The following is a 15,193-nucleotide window of genomic DNA, read 5'->3' as shown; positions in this document are numbered from 1 at the left end:
CAGATGGATGCGGCCGGGACAGGGCGGGAACCAGGGCCTAGGAAGCGGGTGCTGGTGGTCGACGACGACCACAACGTCAGCGACGTGATCTGCCGTTATCTGGAGCACGACGGCTTCCAGGCCAGCCACGCGGGCGACGGGGCAGCGGCGTTGGCAGCCGTCGCCAGGCAGACGCCAGACCTGGTGGTGCTCGACCTGATGCTGCCCGAGGTCAGCGGCCTGCAGGTGTGTCGCGAACTACGCGCCGGGCCACACGGCGTACCGATCATCATGCTCACCGCGCTCGGCGACGAAGCCGACCGGATCCTCGGCCTGCAACTCGGTGCGGACGATTACCTGACCAAACCCTTCTCGCCGCGGGAGTTGGTGCTGCGGGTCCGTTCGGTGCTTCGCCGTGCCGGCGGTGAGCCGACCCTCGGGCGGCCAGAGACCCTCACCGACGGCAGCCTGACTGTGCAGACCGGCCCCCGCACTGTGCATCTCGCCGGCCGGGAGCTCGCTCTGACCCTGCGCGAGTTCGACCTTCTCGTCCACCTGATGCGGCACCCGGCCCGGGCGTTCACCCGAGCCGAACTACTCGAGCGGGTCTGGGGCTGGAGCTTCGGCGACCACTCGACGGTGACCGTGCATGTCCGACGCCTGCGCGAGAAAATTGAGACCGATCCTGCCAACCCCCGACGGCTCATGACCGTCTGGGGCATCGGCTATCGGTACGGGCCGGCCGATGCGTGATCTGGCACTGATCTTCGCGATCGCTCTCGGCGCGGCGCTCGCCGCCGGTGTCGCCGGAGCGCTGCTGTTGCGCCTGCTCCGAGGTAGCTCGATCATCGTGCACCTCGGCGTGCTGCTCGCCACGGCGGTGGTCGCGGTTGTCCTCGGCGTGGTGGCGGTCGCGGAGGCGATGTTCCTGTCCCCGCACGACCTGGAGGTGGTGTTGATCACCGTCGGCGCGGCGGCGGTGGTCAGCCTCGGCGTCGGCGGGCACTTCGGCCGCCGGTTGGCCACTGCCGCCGTGTGGGCCGATCAGGCCCGCGAACGGGAGCGGCAGGTGGAGGCCGGGCGTCGGGACCTCGTCGCCTGGGTCTCCCATGACCTGCGTACCCCACTCGCCGGGCTGCGGGCGATGGCGGAGGCACTGGAGGACGGCGTCGTCCGTGATCCCGCGACGGTCGGGGAGTACCACCGGCGCATCCGGCTGGAGACGGACCGGATGACCAGGCTCGTCGACGATCTGTTCGAACTGTCCCGGATCAACGCCGGAGCCCTGCGCCTGTCCATGGCGGCGGTCCCGCTCGGCGAGGTGGTCTCGGACGCGCTGGCCAGCACCGCCCCTCTGGCCGCAGCCCGACGAATCAAGCTGGTCGCCGCGGAGTCCGGCTGGCCGACGGTCGCCGCCAGTGAACCAGAGCTGACCCGGGTAGTGGCGAACCTGCTGCTCAACGCGGTGCGCTACACACCGCCGGACGGCACCGTACTCGTCGAGGCCGGCCGCGACCGGGACCTCGCCTGGCTATCGGTCGCCGACACCTGCGGCGGTATTCCCGCCGCCGATCTACCTCGGCTGTTCGATGTCGCATTCCGGGGCGAACCTGCCCGTAGCCCTCAGGCGAGAGGTGCTGGTGGGGCGTCCGGAGGCTTCGGACTGGCGATCGTGCGCGGACTGGTCGAGGCGCACGGCGGCCGCGTCGAGGTACGCAACACCACAGACGGATGCCAGTTCGTGGTCCGGCTCGCCGCCGTCTGATCCGCAGTGGCGGGCGGATGCCGTTCGAACAGCGTCCATACGTTCCTCGAACATGCATGGCCTATCGTCGGGTCACATGACGGAGCGGGAAGCGGTAGCCCATCTGCTGCGGCGCGCCACCTTCGGGCCCACGGCCCAGGAGGTGGACGCGGCGCAGCGGGCCGGTTTCGCCGCCACACTCGACAAGCTGCTCGCCCCGGTCAGCCCCGACCGGGGCGCGGCCGACACCCCGCTGCCCGCCCTCGGCGTCGACCCATACGCGGGCCTGTCCCGGGAGTCCGGCCGCGAGGAGCGGCAGCGGGCCAACGAGCAGCGTCGGGAGCAGGTGCTCCGGCTGACCGTCTGGTGGTTGAACCGGATGGTCGCCGCCGAGCACCAGCTGACCGAGAAGTTGCTGTTCTTCTGGCACGGGCACTGGGCGACCAGCGTGCAGAAGGTCCGGTCGGCTCCGCTGATGCTGCGGCAACTGGAGACGTTGCGCGGTCACGGGCACGGGCGGCTGGAGCCGCTGGTCGATGCGATGATTCGTGACCCGGCGCTGATCCTGTGGTTGGACGGTCAGAAGAACACCCGCAAGGCCCCGAATGAGAATTTCGCCCGGGAACTCATGGAGCTGTTCACCCTCGGCGTCGGCGGCGGCTACACCGAGGCGGACGTCAAGGACGGCGCCCGGGCGTTGACCGGCTGGGTGGTGGACCGCCCGGCGGGGACATCCCGGTTCCAGCCTCGACGACACGATGACGGGCCGAAGACCATCCTGGGCGTGACGGGGGCGTTCGACGCTCGGGCGTACGCGAGACTTTTGGCCGGACGGCCGGAGGCGGGACGGTTCGTTGCCAGCCGGCTGTGGTTCCGCTTCGCCGGTCCGCATGTGCCGGTCCCGACCGACCTCGCGGGCCCGGACACGGTGAGCACCCTACGGCGGGTGTTCACCGCACCGGGGTTCGCGCGGACCCGGGACACGTTGGTCAAGCAGCCCGTGGAGTGGCTGGTCGGGGCGTTGCGGCAGCTCGGCGTACGTCCGTCCGCCCTGCCCGAGCAGCGTCGCCGGCAGCTGCTGTCCGGTCTGACCGCGATGGATCAGATGCCACTGCGTCCGCCGAGCGTGGGCGGGTGGCCGGCCGGGGCGGCGTGGTTGAGCACGTCGTCGTTGCAGGCCCGGCTGCGCACGGCCGAGCTGCTGGCTGCTTCGGCGGGCGGGGCCGTGCTGGCCGCGTTGACCGCTGCGCCCACCCACGGGCGGCCGGAGGCGCTGGCCCGGCTCCTGGTGGTCGACCGGTGGAGCGAGCGCACGCGGGCCGCCCTGGCACCGGTGGCCGGCGAGCCGCGCCGGCTACTGGCGGCCGGCCTGGTCAGCCCCGAGTACACGGTCAGCTGAGCGCGGAAGGAGACGACGATGGACACCCTGACCCGACGGCGCTTCCTCGTGGCGAGCGGTGTGGTGGGCGCGACCGCCCTGGCGGCGGGAGCCGCCGCGTACCGCCTGGACGACCTGTTCGCCACGGCCGGCGACCGGGATCCCCAGGCTCGCACGCTGGTGCTGGTCACCCTGTACGGCGGCAACGACGGACTGAACACCATCGTTCCGTACGCCGATCCCGCCTACCAGGACGCGCGTCCAGAGCTGGCGTACACGGCGGAGCAGGTCCGACGGCTCGACGACGAGGTTGGCCTGAACCCGGCCCTGGCCGGGTTGCACCGGCTGCACTCGCAGGGGCGGCTGGCGGTGGTCCATGGAGTCGGCTACCCGAAGCCGGATCGCAGCCACTTCCGGTCCATGGACATCTGGCACACCGCGCAGCCCGACCGGCCCGGCACGACCGGCTGGCTCGGCCGCTGGCTGGACCTGGCCGGCGGCGACCCCAGTCTGGCGGTGTCGTTCGAGCCGACGCTGCCGCCGCTATTGGCCGGGTACCGCAGCGCGGGCGCGGCGGTGCCGGTCACCGGACGGAAGGCAAATCGGGGACTGCCGCAGTCGGTGCTGGCCGCGTTCGCGGCTCCCGAGGCGAATGAGTCGGAGTCGCGTGCACGGGCGGCGGCCTGCTTCGCCGACCTCCGATCCGTCGAGGAGATGATCCGAGAGGTACGCGAGGCCGCCGACGCCGACGAGGCCGAGTCGGACGGAGAGACGGCGCCCGCCACGGCGACCGGCGGCGCGCGTACGCCGCTCGACGCCCAACTCGACCTCGTCGCTCAGTGCGTGGAGGCCGGCGTCTCCACCCGGGTCTTCTCCGTCTCGCTCGGTGGCTTCGACACCCATGCCGACGAGAAGCAGTTGCAGGAGGTGCTGCTCGGCCAGGTCGATCGTGCGCTGACCGCCTTCGCCGACCGGATGGGACGCACTGAGGCCGGCCGCAAGGTGGTGGTGGCCGTCTATTCCGAGTTCGGCCGCCGGGTGCGCGCCAACGCCTCCGACGGCACGGATCACGGCACCGCCTCCAACGTGCTGTTGCTCGGCCCGGCCGTGCGGGGCGGCCGCTACGGGGCGCCGCCCAGCCTGACCGATCTCGACGACGGTGACCTCAAGTCCACCACCGACTTTCGAGACGTCTACGCCACCCTGCTGGAGAAGGTCCTCGACACCGACCCGGGCGCGGTGCTGGCCGGCTGGCGGGGACGGCTGCCCGGCGTCTTGTGATCATGAGGCGAGCCCTGTCGCTGTGACACGTGTGCTCCTCGTGCTGGCGGTTGGTCAGATGCCGAGCGGCGGCCCTGCTCGCCAGGTCACGTCGGCGTCGAAGCTGGCCTGCGCGTCGGAGGCGCGTGTGCCGCCCGGCGCTGCGACGTACCCGGCTGCCTGGTAGTGGCGCAGATAGCGGTCGGGCAGGTTGATCGATCGCAGCCGGAAGCCGTCGACAGTGTCCTCGGGGCAGAAGGTGGCGTCCGCCCGGAACAGCGAGTTGTCGAGGTAGGGATCCAGGCGTACCCGGAAGTCCCGGTGCCGCAGGTACGTCCCGGGCACGTTGACCGCGGCGAGCGACACGCAGTCCGGGTCGGCCAGTCCCGGGCGGACGAAGAACTGCGCGTCCCTGCGGTCCACGTCCGGACTGGCCGCGGTGATGACGGAAGTTTCGGTGACGTTGTCGCGGTGCCGCAGGTACCGGTCGGTGAAGCCCGGGGTGGTGACCGCAGCGAGACCGCCTGCCCCGCCTGGAGTCCGGCCGGCCGATCCACCGCCCCCACAAAGGGAAACCGTTGCGGGGCGAGGCCGTTGCAGTCCCACGACCGCAGGCGGGTGCCGTTCGCCGTCGCGCCGTCCGGCGCGTCGAGGCAGCGGCCGGAATTCGGGTTCACCAGTGCCCCGTCCGGGCGGCGCAGCCACTGCTGGGCCGGGGATCCGTTGCAGTCCCAGACCTGCACCGGCGTGCCGGCGGCGGTACCGGCGCCGGGGACGTCGAGGCACCGCCCCTGCGCCGCTATCGTGCCGTCCGGCCGCAGGGTCCAGCGCTGCACCGGCGCGCCGTTGCACTGCCAGAGCTGCACGGCGGCGCCGTTGGTGGTGCCACCGGCGGCGACGTCGACGCTGACGAGGATCGCCCGGCCGTTCAGAGCGGCGTCGGAGCCGTCGGGGTTGCGCAGCCGCTGACCGATGAGCAGCACCTGACCGGTCGCGGTGGTGGCCAGGGTGGGGGTCGCGGTGAGATACCGGCCATCCGCGCTCTGCGCCAACGGGTCCAGCCGGGCCGGGTCGCCCCAACTCGTCCCGTCCGGCGAGGTGCGGGACCGCACCGCGCAGTCGTACTGCCCGCCGAACCCGCAGACCTCGTGGGCGAGCAGGAAACGGCGGTCCGGCAGACGACGCACGGACGGCATGCCGGGACGATGACCGGACTCCAGCCCTGTCACCAACGTCCATGGGCAGAACACCTAGGGCCTGTGTCGGAGTCGGGGGTGGTGCCTGAGCTGGTGTGACCGCTCGGCGTGCCGAAGATCAGAAATGGGTGAGGTCTCCGGTAGATGATTCAGCGACCCAGCAGGTCAGTGGGGAGACGATATCCCGGATAACCGACACGGTCATCGAGGAGATGAAATGACTGGTCGCATCGGGTGCCCTGGCCGGGCTCCGCGCGGCCGTGTGCACCGACGCCATCATGGTCAAGGTCCGTCCGTGACGGGCAGGTCGCAACCCGGCCGTTCACCACGATCGACATCATCCTCGACGGTTACGATGACGTCCTCGGGCTGTGGGCTGGTACCTGGGGCAGCACGACACATCGCTCCCAACGGTGCCACCACTGTTCCTCCGTGGGCTCGTCAGCCGCGATCACCAGTGCGTTGATCAGCTCGGCGGTGGTCCGCGGGCTGGTGGCGACGGCCTGTACGAGGCGCCGGATCTCCCCGGTCCGGTGCCGCATGACATCGCCGACCAGTGTCTTGCCGGCCTCGGTGAGCGAGAGCAGGGCGACCCGCCGGTCCGCGGGCCGGTGGTGCCGCGCCACGAGATCTCGGCGTATCAGACGATCGCAGGTCCTTGTCGCCGTGGACGGGTGCACGTGCAGCGCAGCCGCCAGGTCCACGGTGCGCAGCGGGCCCCGCGAGGCGAGGACGACCAGGGTCCGGTACTGCGACAGGGTGACCTCGACATCCAGGGTCGCCAGTGTCCGAGCGGTGATTCCCACCATGGTGCGGCTGAGGGCCGAGAGTCCGTGGACCAGATCCTCCCCGCCGAGAGTCGACCGGGTACCGCTTCCCGCGTAGAGTCCCACCGCCCAATGATTGCATACGTACACGAAAAATTTCGGGGGTGAAACCGGTCATGCAGGCGAAGAACCACACGCGGCCCGCTGATAAGGCGGCGAGCTGGGAACGCCGGACGGCGCTCCCGTTGACAGTCCTGTCGGTCGTCTTCCTCGTCGTCTACGCGGCGCCGATCCTCCGGCCCGACATAGGCAGGCACTGGCAGCGGACATGCGAGCTTGCCACCGTGATCATCTGGCTGGCGTTCTGGGCCGATCTCCTGGTGCGGCTGGCGCTGACCGAGCACCGGCGGCGGTTCCTGCGCAACCACCTGTTCGATCTGGCCGTGCTGGTGTTGCCCGTACTCCGGCCGCTGCGGGCACTGCGGCTGGTCACCGTGGTGCTGGCTCTCAGCCGGAGGACGGAGAGGTGGGCCCGGGGCCGGCTCGCCATCTACGTCGGCGTGACCACCATGCTGCTCGTGCTGGTGTCCGCGTTGGCCGTGCTGGACGCCGAGCAGTCCGCCGCGGACGCCAACATCGTCTCGTTCGACGACGCCCTCTGGTGGGCGGCGGTGACCATCACCACCGTCGGCTATGGGGACCACTACCCGGTCACCGCCGCCGGGCGCTTCGTCGCCCTGGGGCTCATGGTCGGGGGGATCGGCCTGATCGGTTTCGTCACCGGCTCGCTGGCCACCTGGATCGTGGAGCGGGTCTCCGACAAGGGGCAACCGGCTGCTGCGACGAGCGAGGACATCGCCGTCCTCCGCGCCGAGATCGCGGCCCTGCGCCAGCAGCTCGACCCGCCGCCGGAGCGGGCCGGCGACGAACGGCAGCGGCGGAACGACGCACCCGAACCCTCCCGCTGACCACATTCGCGCCGCACCCGTCGACGGGTGCGGACCGCCGTCCGCTGGCGTCCCGGGAACAGGCAGGAGCGCCGCGAACTCGCCGACGGGCGGGCACGACCGGAAGGTCGACCGACCGACGTGTCAGCGGGCCACCTGACCTGACGCTCCGCGGTCGGCCTCGCCTCCCCGGCCGGGGCTGCTACCGGATCCGAGCCGACGCGACCGCCCGGAGCAGATGCCCGCCCGGCCGGTGTCACGCGGGGACGAGGGGGCGGCGCGGCGGGATGGACCTGCTTCACCTCAGCTACGCCCTGGTCGGGCTGTTGGAGGGCGTACTGGTCGGCCCACTTCTCGGGCTGATCGACCTGCCGCACCGTCAGACGTCCGTGCTGAGGCTGGAGGCGAGCCGGTCCTGCTGGCCATTCGCGTCGGCTGTGCGGCGTTTCGCCGCTCCCCGTCCTCGGGCCTCAACACGCACGGCCACCCTGTGTGGTGCACCGACGGGAGCGCTTCGATCGCGGCCTACCTGCGCGTGCCAGGCGGACATCGCGGGTACGGCACTGCGATGGTGCTGAAGAACCCCGCCGACCTGCTCCGGTTGCTGGTCGTCGCCGTCGTCGTCTACCCGGCGCTGGTCCTGATCCTTCGGCTGTCCGGCAAACGAACCCTGTCCAAGCTCAATGCGTTCGACCTCGTGGTCACTGTCGCGTTGGGTTCCACCCTGGCCACGATCCTGCTGTCGCGTGACGTCTCCCTGGCGGAGGGAATCCTCGCGTTGACGCTGCTGGTGGCGTTGCAGTACGTGGTCGCGCTGCTCGGTGTGCGCTGGCCGCCGTCACAGCGGCTGATCAAGGCACGACCGACCATCCTGCTCCGCGACGGGCAGCTGCGGCATGCCACCACGCGACGCTGCCGGGTCACGGAGAGCGAGATTCGGCAGGCCGCTCGTAGCCAGGGGGTGGGCGACCTCCACGACCTCGCGGCGGTGGTGTTGGAAACCGACGGAAGCCTGAGCGTCCTCACCCGGTCACGGCTGGGTGACGGCAGCAGCCTCGCCGACATCGTCGACCACGATCGGTAGCGGGACGTCAGCCAAGGGCGCTGCTGCACGGCCTCACCGCCACGCCGGGCCGTCGCTGGTACGCCCGGCGGTCGGCCCTCTCACCGGCGGCCATCCGGGGCGGCGCCGGTAGCCGACGCCTGGGGCGGGTGAACGGTGATGTCCTGCGTCACCGACGCCACCCGTATGCCGTTCTCGGCGAAGCGGTCCAACACCCGCCGGGTGACCTGATCCTTGACCTGTCGGGCAGCGCGCACCGGCACCACGAACCGTGCCGACAACTCGACCCAGTTGGGGGTGGCGCGGACGAACACGCGCGGATCGACCTCCGCCTCGGCGACCGGGTAGCGGCGGCGCATCTGATCGATGGCCCGCCGCGCCTCGACCGTCGAGGAGGTGTTCTCCGCCTCCTCGCACAGGATGCGCTCCGCCAGGTGCCAGTCCGCCTCGTAGGGGACGGGCAGGGTCAGCTCCTCCCACAGATGGTCCAGCACCGTGCTGCTGTTGTAGACCGGCGCGCTGAACACGAAGCGGTTCGACAGGGAGACCACCCGCCCGGTGTACTGGCGGCCGCGGATCCAGGACTCCGGGTCGGAGGAGGAGCCGCTTTCCAGGATGCGGGTGCGCAGCGGGGTGATGTCCAGGACGTCACCGCGTACCCCGCACATCTGAATCCGGTCGCCAACGCGGAACTGCCGTCCGGTGAGGATACTGACCCACCCGGCAAACGCGCCGATGACCTCCTGCATGGCCAGCGCGAGACCGGCGGCGAGCAGGCCGAAGACCACACCGACCCGGCCGGCGAACGGCCGCCACAGCAGTGCCAGCGCGAACAGCAACGCCAGGACGGTGAGGTAGTGCACCGCCTTGCGCAGGTAGTAGCGGTTGGTGGTGTCGTCCACCCGCAGGGTGGCCACGCGGCCGACCAGAGCGGCGAGCACGACGGCCAGCACGATCAGGACGACGCTGGTCACGAGGCGACCGCTCACGTTGCTCGTGTCCCAGACAGCTTCCAGGAACCGATCCATGCTGCTCGCCCATCGCCCCCGGCGGTGACCGACCGGTGTCCGTCCCGCCGCTTCCACCATAGGTGGCCGCCGACTGCGAATCCCGGAAACGCCTGGTGCGGGGAAAGGGAACGCCTGGTGCGGGGAAAGCTAGCGGGAAGGCTGACGGCGGCCGGCGACGGTCGCGACGAGGATGACGGTGAGGCCGGCGAAACCCGCCTGGCCGACGACCCCGAGCAGGCCGATGTTGCGGGCGTCGACACCGACCAGCACGGCGAGGATGGTCGCGAGCAGGGCAGCGGTGACGCCCAGGACCAGCGCCAACCAGCGCGGTATAGCGTCACGTACCGGCACCGCGAGGCGACCCAGCGCGCCGGCGACGAGACCGACGACGATGGCGCTGACAAGGGCACTGACTGTCATCCTGCTCCTCAGTGGGTGTGGGCGACCGGAAAGCCGCTCGGGTCGGCACCCCGCGCGGAAACCCCCGCCGCGTCGAGATGGCTCACTCCCGGACCGTCAACTCCTGCGCGACGAGTGCCCGCCCACCCTCGAAGGCCCGGTACGGTCCCGGGGATCCGAGGCGGTAGCGGTCGCTGAGATCGCGGTGGGAGAACCGGATCACGATGCCCCGCACAGTCACGAGCTGCGGCGGACTCGGCGCCGACGGGCCCGTCGTCAGCACGAGCAGGGTCCCGTCGGTCAGGTCGGCGTCGCGGACGACGAAGGCGGTGTCGGTGATCACCCGGTCGACGGCGGCGGTCACGGTGAGCCGGTCGCCCACCTCCGCCCGGGCGACCGTGCCGGGCCGGGTGGTGGGCAGCGGCTCGGGGCTGGGCCGCGGCGCCGCGGGTGGGCTCGTACAGCCCGTGACGAGCAGGACCACCGCCGGGAGAACCGCCAGTGCCGGACGCATCCGGTCGCGCCATGCGCCCATCGCCGGCCCTCCTCTCCGTCGTGCCGCCTGTTCAGGAACTTCCCCGGCATGTGGCGGCGCCACCGCGAACCCATGACGGTTGTGTGACGATCCCCCGCTGCTGGCGAGAGGGCTGCTGAGCAGGAGTTTTGGATCACGGGGGCCGGGTACCGCCCTGCGTCGACGAGACATCGGCGCGACCGGAGCGAAAGCCCGCCACGACCGCGCCGGCGCCGGACGACGACCGGGGAGACGATCACCATGCGACTCCTGCACCAGCGCTACCGGCTCGACGAACCGGTCGGGCAGGGTGGCATGGCGGTGGTCTGGCGCGGTTTCGACCTACGGTTGCAGCGTACGGTCGCCGTGAAGATGCTCTCCGCGGAGTTGCTGGACGACCCGGCTGCGCGGGGGCGGCTGCGCGGTGAGGCGCTCGCCGCGGCAGGGCTCGACCACCCGCACGTCGCCGGCGTCTACGACTACGGCGAGCAGCGGCGCCTGGGTAGGCGACCGGCGCCCTTCCTGGTCATGGAGTTCGTCGACGGCGAGACCCTGGCCGCCCGCCTGCGCCGGTCCGGACGGATGCCCTGGTCCGAGGTCGCCCGGATCGGCGCCGCCGTGGCGGACGCCCTCGCCGCCGCACACGCAGACGGACTCGTCCACCGTGACGTCAAGCCCGGCAACGTGATGCTCGGCTCCCGTGGCATCAGGGTCGTCGACTTCGGCATCGCCGTGGGCGTCGGCCAGGACCCGGCCGACGACGGGGGCCTGATCTGGGGCACCCCGGCATACCTGGCTCCGGAGCAGGCGGCCGGTGCCACGGCGGCACCGGCCGGTGACGTCTTCGCCCTGGGACTGGTGCTGGTCGAGTGCCTCACCGGGCAGAGTCCCGCCGATCTGCGGAACGGCCGGGGCAGCGCCCGCGTCCCGTCCGCTGCCGAACTGCCGGACCAGGTGGCCGACCTGCTGCGGCGTTGCCTGTCGCCTGAGGCGGGTCGCCGGCCGACGGCCGCCGAGGTGGCGGCCGCCCTCCAGGGCGCCCCCGACGCGGAGACGGCGCTGCGGCCTGCGCGCCCGGTGCTTTACCTGCCGGCTGCCACCGGAGCGACCCGGCAGCACACCGGCGGCCCGAGGACCCCCGCCCGCACCGGAAACACCCGTCTCGGGAACGCCCGGGCGTCGGGCCCCGCACGCCTGCGCGGGATCCGCTCCCGGGCCGCCGTCGGAGTACCGGCGGTCCTGCTCGCCGCAGTGCTCGTCGGACAACTGCCGGGCCTGACCGCGCTCGACGATGCCGCAGACAGCGACACCGGCAGCACCGACGCGCAGTCCGGCGCCTGCGCCGCCCGGTACACCGCCCACCCGATGCCCGACGGCAAATTCCGTGCCGACCTGGCCGTCACCAACATCGGGGAGCAGTGGTTGCGTGACTGGTCACTGGCGTTCGCACTGCCTCCCGGCCACCGGGTCCTCACCGCCGGCACATCCTGGGACCAGGACCGCCGCCGCGTTACCCTCGCCCCGGCCAGACCGCTGGCGCCCGGCGCGACCCTGGCGGCGGCGCTGCGCGGGACGGTCGAGGCCGAGCGACTGAGGGCTCCGGTCGAGTTCTCCGTCAACGGCCTTCCGTGTGACCGGGTGATCAGCCAGATCGCGTCGCCCGTCGTCGAATCCGCTGTGCCGTCCGCCTCCGCCCCCGCGACCGGGGGTAGCCGGCCGGCCGGCGAAGCTGCCTCCCCGCCGGCCTCCGATGCCGTTCCGGAGCCGCGCACGACCCCGGAGGACAGGGATCCGCCCCCGCCGGGGCCCGACCCGGCAGGTGGCACGCAGCCGCCCGCCAGCCCGCCGGCGACCGGGGACCCCCAGGTCACCCCTCCACCGACCGTCGATCCCTCGCCGAGCACGGAGCCCTCGCCGAGCAGCGCCTCGCCCACACCGCCGCCCGGCGACCGGGCCACCCCCAGCCCTCGCCCGAGCGACTCGCCCGGCACGCCGACCACCGGCGGTCCCTCCGTCAACAGGTCGCAGGCAGGGGTGCTCGAATCCGCGACCGGCGCATCACGGGTCGCCGCGTGACAGTCCCGCGAGGGCCTCGGCCGTGACGGACCGCCGGAGTGCGCCGCCCGTCCGCCCGCGCCGGAGACGGGGCGATCGGATCCCCGCGCCCGCCGAACGGTGGGGACCGTTGGTGGATCTGGCCGGTCCGCGTTCCTACCGGTAGCGTGACAGCCGCAGGGATTGTTGCATGCATGCAGGTTCCGGCAGGCCTGGGCAAGCCGGGAGGCGTACGTCCGTCGGAACCGGAGTCGTGGTGCTGCGCTTCCGGCCGCCCCTCCCGAGCAACAGATCGGACTCCGACCGTGACCCCACACCCCGGTGCCCGTCGATCGCGCCACCGCGACGTTATGTCGATCCTGCTGGGCATCGGGACCAGTGCGTCTCGACTCGTCCGCTCGCGATGGGCCCGACAGCTCATGGCCGGGGCCGCGCTCGTGGCCGTCACCGCCATCGGCGTCACCGTCGGTGTTCTGCTGGGTGCCAGGGGCGAGAGCGACGTGGGCCCGTTCCGGGTCGCGTTGCACGTGACCCTCGCCACCGACGGAGGCACCGAGGTGGCAGTGCCGCCCCTGGGATCGCTCTTCCTCGACAGCCATGAGGGGCCGGCCCGGCTGACCGTCCGCCTCGACTCGCTCGACCAACGACGGACCGAGGTGCTGATCAACGATCCCGCGGCTCTCGCCCGTGCCGGGGAGAGCGCACCGCAGGACCTCCGGGACGCGCTGGTGCGCCTCGGGCTGCGTACGCTCGGGGCGGCTGTCCTGGCCTCGATGCTGCTCGCGGCCGTGACCTTCCGGTCCGTCCGCCGGGTCGCCTGGTCCGGCGGCCTGGCACTGCTGATCACCGGCGGCACCCTCGGCACCGCCGCCGCGACTCTGCGCCCGCAGGCGCTGGCGGAGCCGCGCTACGAGGGGCTGCTGGCCAACGCACCCGCGTTGATCGGCGACGCGCAGCGGATCGCCGACGACTACGGCCGGTACGCCGAGCAGCTGCAGCGGCTGGTGGGTAACGTCGGCAAGCTGTACGCCAGCGTGTCCAGCCTGCCCATCTACCAGGCGTCCCCGGACACCACTCGACTGCTGCACGTCTCGGACCTGCACCTCAACCCGGCCGCCTGGCCGGTGATCAGGACCGTCGTCGAGCAGTACGACATCGACGCGGTCATCGACACCGGCGACATCACCGACTGGGGCAGCGAACCCGAGACGAACTACGTCTCCATGATCGGTCAGCTCGACGTGCCCTACGTCTACATCCGCGGCAACCACGACTCGCCCCGCACCGCTGCCGCCGTGGCCAGCCAGCCCAACGCGGTCGTGCTCGACAACTCCGTCACGCTCGTCGCGGGGCTCAGAATCGCGGGTATCGCCGACCCCCGCTTCACCCCCGACAAACGGGACGAGGCCGCCGGTCCCTGGGACGAGCCGCCGACGACGGTCGAGGGCGCCGGGGAACGCCTCGCCGCCACGATCCGGGCCCTGGACGCACCCGTGGACATCGCGCTGGTGCACGACCCGGCGTCCGCCGCCGCGCTCAACGGTGTCACGCCGGTCGTGCTCGCGGGGCACACGCACCGCCGCGAGGTGACGGTGCTGCCACCCACCGGTGAGGTGACCACGCGACTGGCCGTGCAGGGGTCCACCGGTGGGGCGGGGCTGCGGGGGCTCGAAGGCGAGGAGCCGACGCCGCTGGCCATGTCGGTGCTCTACCTCGGCCCGGACCGCCAGCTCAAGGCGTACGACGACATCCGGGTCGGCGGCACCGGCACCGCACAGGTCAGCCTCGACCGGAAGGTGATCGAAGCGCCCGCGGTCAGTGCGCCCTCGCCGGCCGCCACGCCCAGCCCCACGGTCCGCCCCGGCGACCGGTAGGCGCGCCCCGCCGAAACCTCCCGGCACCCACAGCGCTGCGGCCGCTGCATCCAGCCCTGGCCACGAGCGCGCTGGCACTGCGGCCGGACGGATTTGGCCCGGCGACCCCGAACGTCAGAGGAGGGGTGCGAGCCAGGCTGGTCGCCGATGGTCGACCGGGTGGGTCACGACGATTTCGTGCCCGATCGCACACACCCCGCCGCCGCGATCAGTGCTGCCCCCGCTGGGCCCTTACGCCGGTCGGGTACCCGCTGTCCCCGGTCTCCCGGTGTCCGGGCACCCCAAACGGGTAGGCGTGGCCGAGAGGCTGGTTGAGGCTACGAGGAGGCCAGGAGGAGCCAGCAGAACCTGTCCCAGATGAAGGCCGGTGAGGTGGCCGAGCGTCCGGAAGGCCGGCGTTCCGGTAACCAGAGCACACCGGTCGGCCAGTGACACCTGTGAGCCCTTGCTGACCACGTGGTGGCCGCCGACGGCGCCTACAACGTTCCCACAGGACGCGGCAAACAGCACACATGGTCCGAGCCAAGGCGGCGGGGCGTTTGCCAGGGGCGCCGCGCGGGGCAAGGTCAGGTCCTCGAGCAGGGTGCCTGGCCCCGACACTTGGGAGCAATGTCGTGCGCATTCCTCGCCTCATGGTCGACGATCTCCGCAGGAGCATCGTGGCGGCGCCGCCCCCCAGTCCGGTGGCTGCCGATCGGGTTGGCGGCCGGCTTGTCCTGCGTGCGGCGAGGGACGAAGATCTCCCGGCGATGTCCCGCGCCCACATCGAGTTGCTTCCGATGGGACTGTTTCCGTCGCTCGGAGCCCGCTTCATCCGCCGTTGGCACCGCACTGTGCTGGACTCACCGCACGGTGTGGCTGTCGTGGCGATCGACACCACAGGCTCGCAGGACGATCTAGTCGGGTTCGTGCTGGGCACGAGCGATCACGCCGGTTACATGACCGAGCTGGCGAAGGACCGGCGCGCAATGGCGTCCCTCGCCCTTGCCGGGCTGGTCGCGCTGGTG

14 protein-coding genes and 2 pseudogenes are annotated in these 15,193 nt (G+C 71.9%); 10 read left to right on the top strand and 6 right to left on the bottom strand.

The window, feature by feature from the left end; translation table 11 throughout:
- The first annotated feature begins 3 nt into the window (after positions 1 to 3).
- The 4 genes from ACFHW0_RS28750 to ACFHW0_RS28735 all read left to right on the top strand — a co-directional run bounded on the left by ACFHW0_RS28750 (position 4) and on the right by ACFHW0_RS28735 (position 4,382).
- Complete coding sequence (locus tag ACFHW0_RS28750) at positions 4 to 732, top strand: response regulator transcription factor (protein WP_416612644.1); 729 nt, start codon at positions 4 to 6, stop codon at positions 730 to 732.
- Positions 725 to 1,744 (top strand): sensor histidine kinase, encoded by a 1,020-nt coding sequence (locus tag ACFHW0_RS28745; RefSeq protein WP_416612642.1) that lies wholly within the window; start codon positions 725 to 727, stop codon positions 1,742 to 1,744. Before ACFHW0_RS28750 ends, ACFHW0_RS28745 begins: the two co-directional genes overlap by 8 nt.
- A gap of 76 nt (positions 1,745 to 1,820) precedes the next feature.
- Positions 1,821 to 3,122, top strand: a complete 1,302-nt coding sequence (locus tag ACFHW0_RS28740) for a DUF1800 domain-containing protein (protein ID WP_416612640.1) — start codon at positions 1,821 to 1,823, stop codon at positions 3,120 to 3,122.
- 18 nt (positions 3,123 to 3,140) lie between these two features.
- Positions 3,141 to 4,382 carry a DUF1501 domain-containing protein gene (locus ACFHW0_RS28735; protein ID WP_416612639.1) on the top strand — a complete coding sequence of 414 codons (1,242 nt, stop codon included), beginning with the start codon at positions 3,141 to 3,143 and terminating at the stop codon, positions 4,380 to 4,382.
- A gap of 54 nt (positions 4,383 to 4,436) precedes the next feature.
- Here ACFHW0_RS28735 and ACFHW0_RS28730 read toward each other — a convergent pair whose 3' ends face one another.
- Positions 4,437 to 4,967 carry an AbfB domain-containing protein gene (locus ACFHW0_RS28730; RefSeq protein WP_416612637.1) on the bottom strand — a complete coding sequence of 177 codons (531 nt, stop codon included), beginning with the start codon at positions 4,965 to 4,967 and terminating at the stop codon, positions 4,437 to 4,439.
- Positions 4,940 to 5,557 (bottom strand): annotated as a pseudogene (locus tag ACFHW0_RS28725) (ricin-type beta-trefoil lectin domain protein); the annotation flags it as partial. The pseudogene ACFHW0_RS28725 and the gene ACFHW0_RS28730, both read right to left, overlap by 28 nt.
- Positions 5,558 to 5,721: 164 nt before the next feature.
- On the opposite strand from ACFHW0_RS28725, the pseudogene ACFHW0_RS28720 reads away from it, so the two are divergent.
- Positions 5,722 to 5,947 (top strand): annotated as a pseudogene (locus ACFHW0_RS28720) (transposase); the annotation flags it as partial.
- Here the strand turns inward: ACFHW0_RS28720 and ACFHW0_RS28715 are convergent.
- A complete protein-coding gene (locus tag ACFHW0_RS28715) occupies positions 5,908 to 6,366 on the bottom strand; it encodes a MarR family winged helix-turn-helix transcriptional regulator (protein ID WP_416612682.1) in 459 nt (152 codons plus the stop codon). The pseudogene ACFHW0_RS28720 and the gene ACFHW0_RS28715 overlap by 40 nt on opposite strands.
- Positions 6,367 to 6,500: 134 nt before the next feature.
- On the opposite strand from ACFHW0_RS28715, the gene ACFHW0_RS28710 reads away from it, so the two are divergent.
- Both ACFHW0_RS28710 and ACFHW0_RS28705 read left to right on the top strand, forming a co-directional pair.
- Positions 6,501 to 7,292, top strand: a complete 792-nt coding sequence (locus ACFHW0_RS28710; protein WP_416612680.1) for an ion channel — start codon at positions 6,501 to 6,503, stop codon at positions 7,290 to 7,292.
- 547 nt (positions 7,293 to 7,839) lie between these two features.
- Positions 7,840 to 8,355 (top strand): DUF421 domain-containing protein, encoded by a 516-nt coding sequence (locus ACFHW0_RS28705; RefSeq protein WP_416612635.1) that lies wholly within the window; start codon positions 7,840 to 7,842, stop codon positions 8,353 to 8,355.
- 80 nt (positions 8,356 to 8,435) lie between these two features.
- Here the strand turns inward: ACFHW0_RS28705 and ACFHW0_RS28700 are convergent, their stop codons facing one another.
- From ACFHW0_RS28700 to ACFHW0_RS28690, 3 genes are all read right to left on the bottom strand, one after another.
- Complete coding sequence (locus tag ACFHW0_RS28700) at positions 8,436 to 9,362, bottom strand: mechanosensitive ion channel domain-containing protein (RefSeq protein ID WP_416612632.1); 927 nt, start codon at positions 9,360 to 9,362, stop codon at positions 8,436 to 8,438.
- Between the two features lie 129 nt (positions 9,363 to 9,491).
- On the bottom strand, positions 9,492 to 9,764 hold the full coding sequence (locus tag ACFHW0_RS28695) for a GlsB/YeaQ/YmgE family stress response membrane protein (RefSeq protein ID WP_416612630.1): 273 nt from the start codon (positions 9,762 to 9,764) through the stop codon (positions 9,492 to 9,494).
- 82 nt (positions 9,765 to 9,846) lie between these two features.
- Entirely contained in the window at positions 9,847 to 10,278 is a 432-nt protein-coding gene (locus tag ACFHW0_RS28690) for a hypothetical protein (protein ID WP_416612628.1), read from the bottom strand.
- Between the two features lie 240 nt (positions 10,279 to 10,518).
- On the opposite strand from ACFHW0_RS28690, the gene ACFHW0_RS28685 reads away from it, so the two are divergent.
- The 3 genes from ACFHW0_RS28685 to ACFHW0_RS28675 all read left to right on the top strand — a co-directional run.
- Positions 10,519 to 12,333: a protein kinase domain-containing protein gene (locus ACFHW0_RS28685; RefSeq protein ID WP_416612626.1), complete on the top strand. Its 1,815-nt coding sequence runs from the start codon at positions 10,519 to 10,521 to the stop codon at positions 12,331 to 12,333.
- Positions 12,334 to 12,662: 329 nt separating this feature from the next.
- The gene (locus tag ACFHW0_RS28680) at positions 12,663 to 14,186 is read left to right on the top strand and encodes a metallophosphoesterase family protein (protein WP_416612624.1); all 1,524 of its coding nucleotides are present in this window, start codon (positions 12,663 to 12,665) and stop codon (positions 14,184 to 14,186) included.
- A 632-nt stretch (positions 14,187 to 14,818) separates the two neighbouring features.
- On the top strand, positions 14,819 to 15,193 hold a 375-nt coding region (locus tag ACFHW0_RS28675; protein ID WP_416612622.1), incomplete at its 3' end, for a hypothetical protein.

The sequence above is a fragment of the Micromonospora sp. LOL_025 genome (assembly GCF_048060285.1).
Lineage (GTDB): Bacteria > Actinomycetota > Actinomycetes > Mycobacteriales > Micromonosporaceae > Micromonospora.
Note: the sequence above shows the minus strand (reverse complement) of the source record. Positions and strands in the feature narration are given on the sequence as shown.

Bases quoted from the DNA above. Each gene is read 5' to 3' on its own strand.
- ACFHW0_RS28715 (WP_416612682.1), bottom strand. From the start codon at position 6,366: ATGGTGGGAATCACCGCTCGGACACTGGCGACCCTGGATGTCGAGGTC.
- ACFHW0_RS28735 (WP_416612639.1), top strand. From the start codon at position 3,141: ATGGACACCCTGACCCGACGGCGCTTCCTCGTGGCGAGCGGTGTGGTG.
- ACFHW0_RS28710 (WP_416612680.1), top strand. From the start codon at position 6,501: ATGCAGGCGAAGAACCACACGCGGCCCGCTGATAAGGCGGCGAGCTGG.
- ACFHW0_RS28745 (WP_416612642.1), top strand. From the start codon at position 725: ATGCGTGATCTGGCACTGATCTTCGCGATCGCTCTCGGCGCGGCGCTC.
- ACFHW0_RS28750 (WP_416612644.1), top strand. From the start codon at position 4: ATGGATGCGGCCGGGACAGGGCGGGAACCAGGGCCTAGGAAGCGGGTG.
- ACFHW0_RS28700 (WP_416612632.1), bottom strand. From the start codon at position 9,362: ATGGATCGGTTCCTGGAAGCTGTCTGGGACACGAGCAACGTGAGCGGT.
- ACFHW0_RS28685 (WP_416612626.1), top strand. From the start codon at position 10,519: ATGCGACTCCTGCACCAGCGCTACCGGCTCGACGAACCGGTCGGGCAG.
- ACFHW0_RS28740 (WP_416612640.1), top strand. From the start codon at position 1,821: ATGACGGAGCGGGAAGCGGTAGCCCATCTGCTGCGGCGCGCCACCTTC.
- ACFHW0_RS28690 (WP_416612628.1), bottom strand. From the start codon at position 10,278: ATGGGCGCATGGCGCGACCGGATGCGTCCGGCACTGGCGGTTCTCCCG.
- ACFHW0_RS28705 (WP_416612635.1), top strand. From the start codon at position 7,840: ATGGTGCTGAAGAACCCCGCCGACCTGCTCCGGTTGCTGGTCGTCGCC.
- ACFHW0_RS28680 (WP_416612624.1), top strand. From the start codon at position 12,663: ATGTCGATCCTGCTGGGCATCGGGACCAGTGCGTCTCGACTCGTCCGC.
- ACFHW0_RS28695 (WP_416612630.1), bottom strand. From the start codon at position 9,764: ATGACAGTCAGTGCCCTTGTCAGCGCCATCGTCGTCGGTCTCGTCGCC.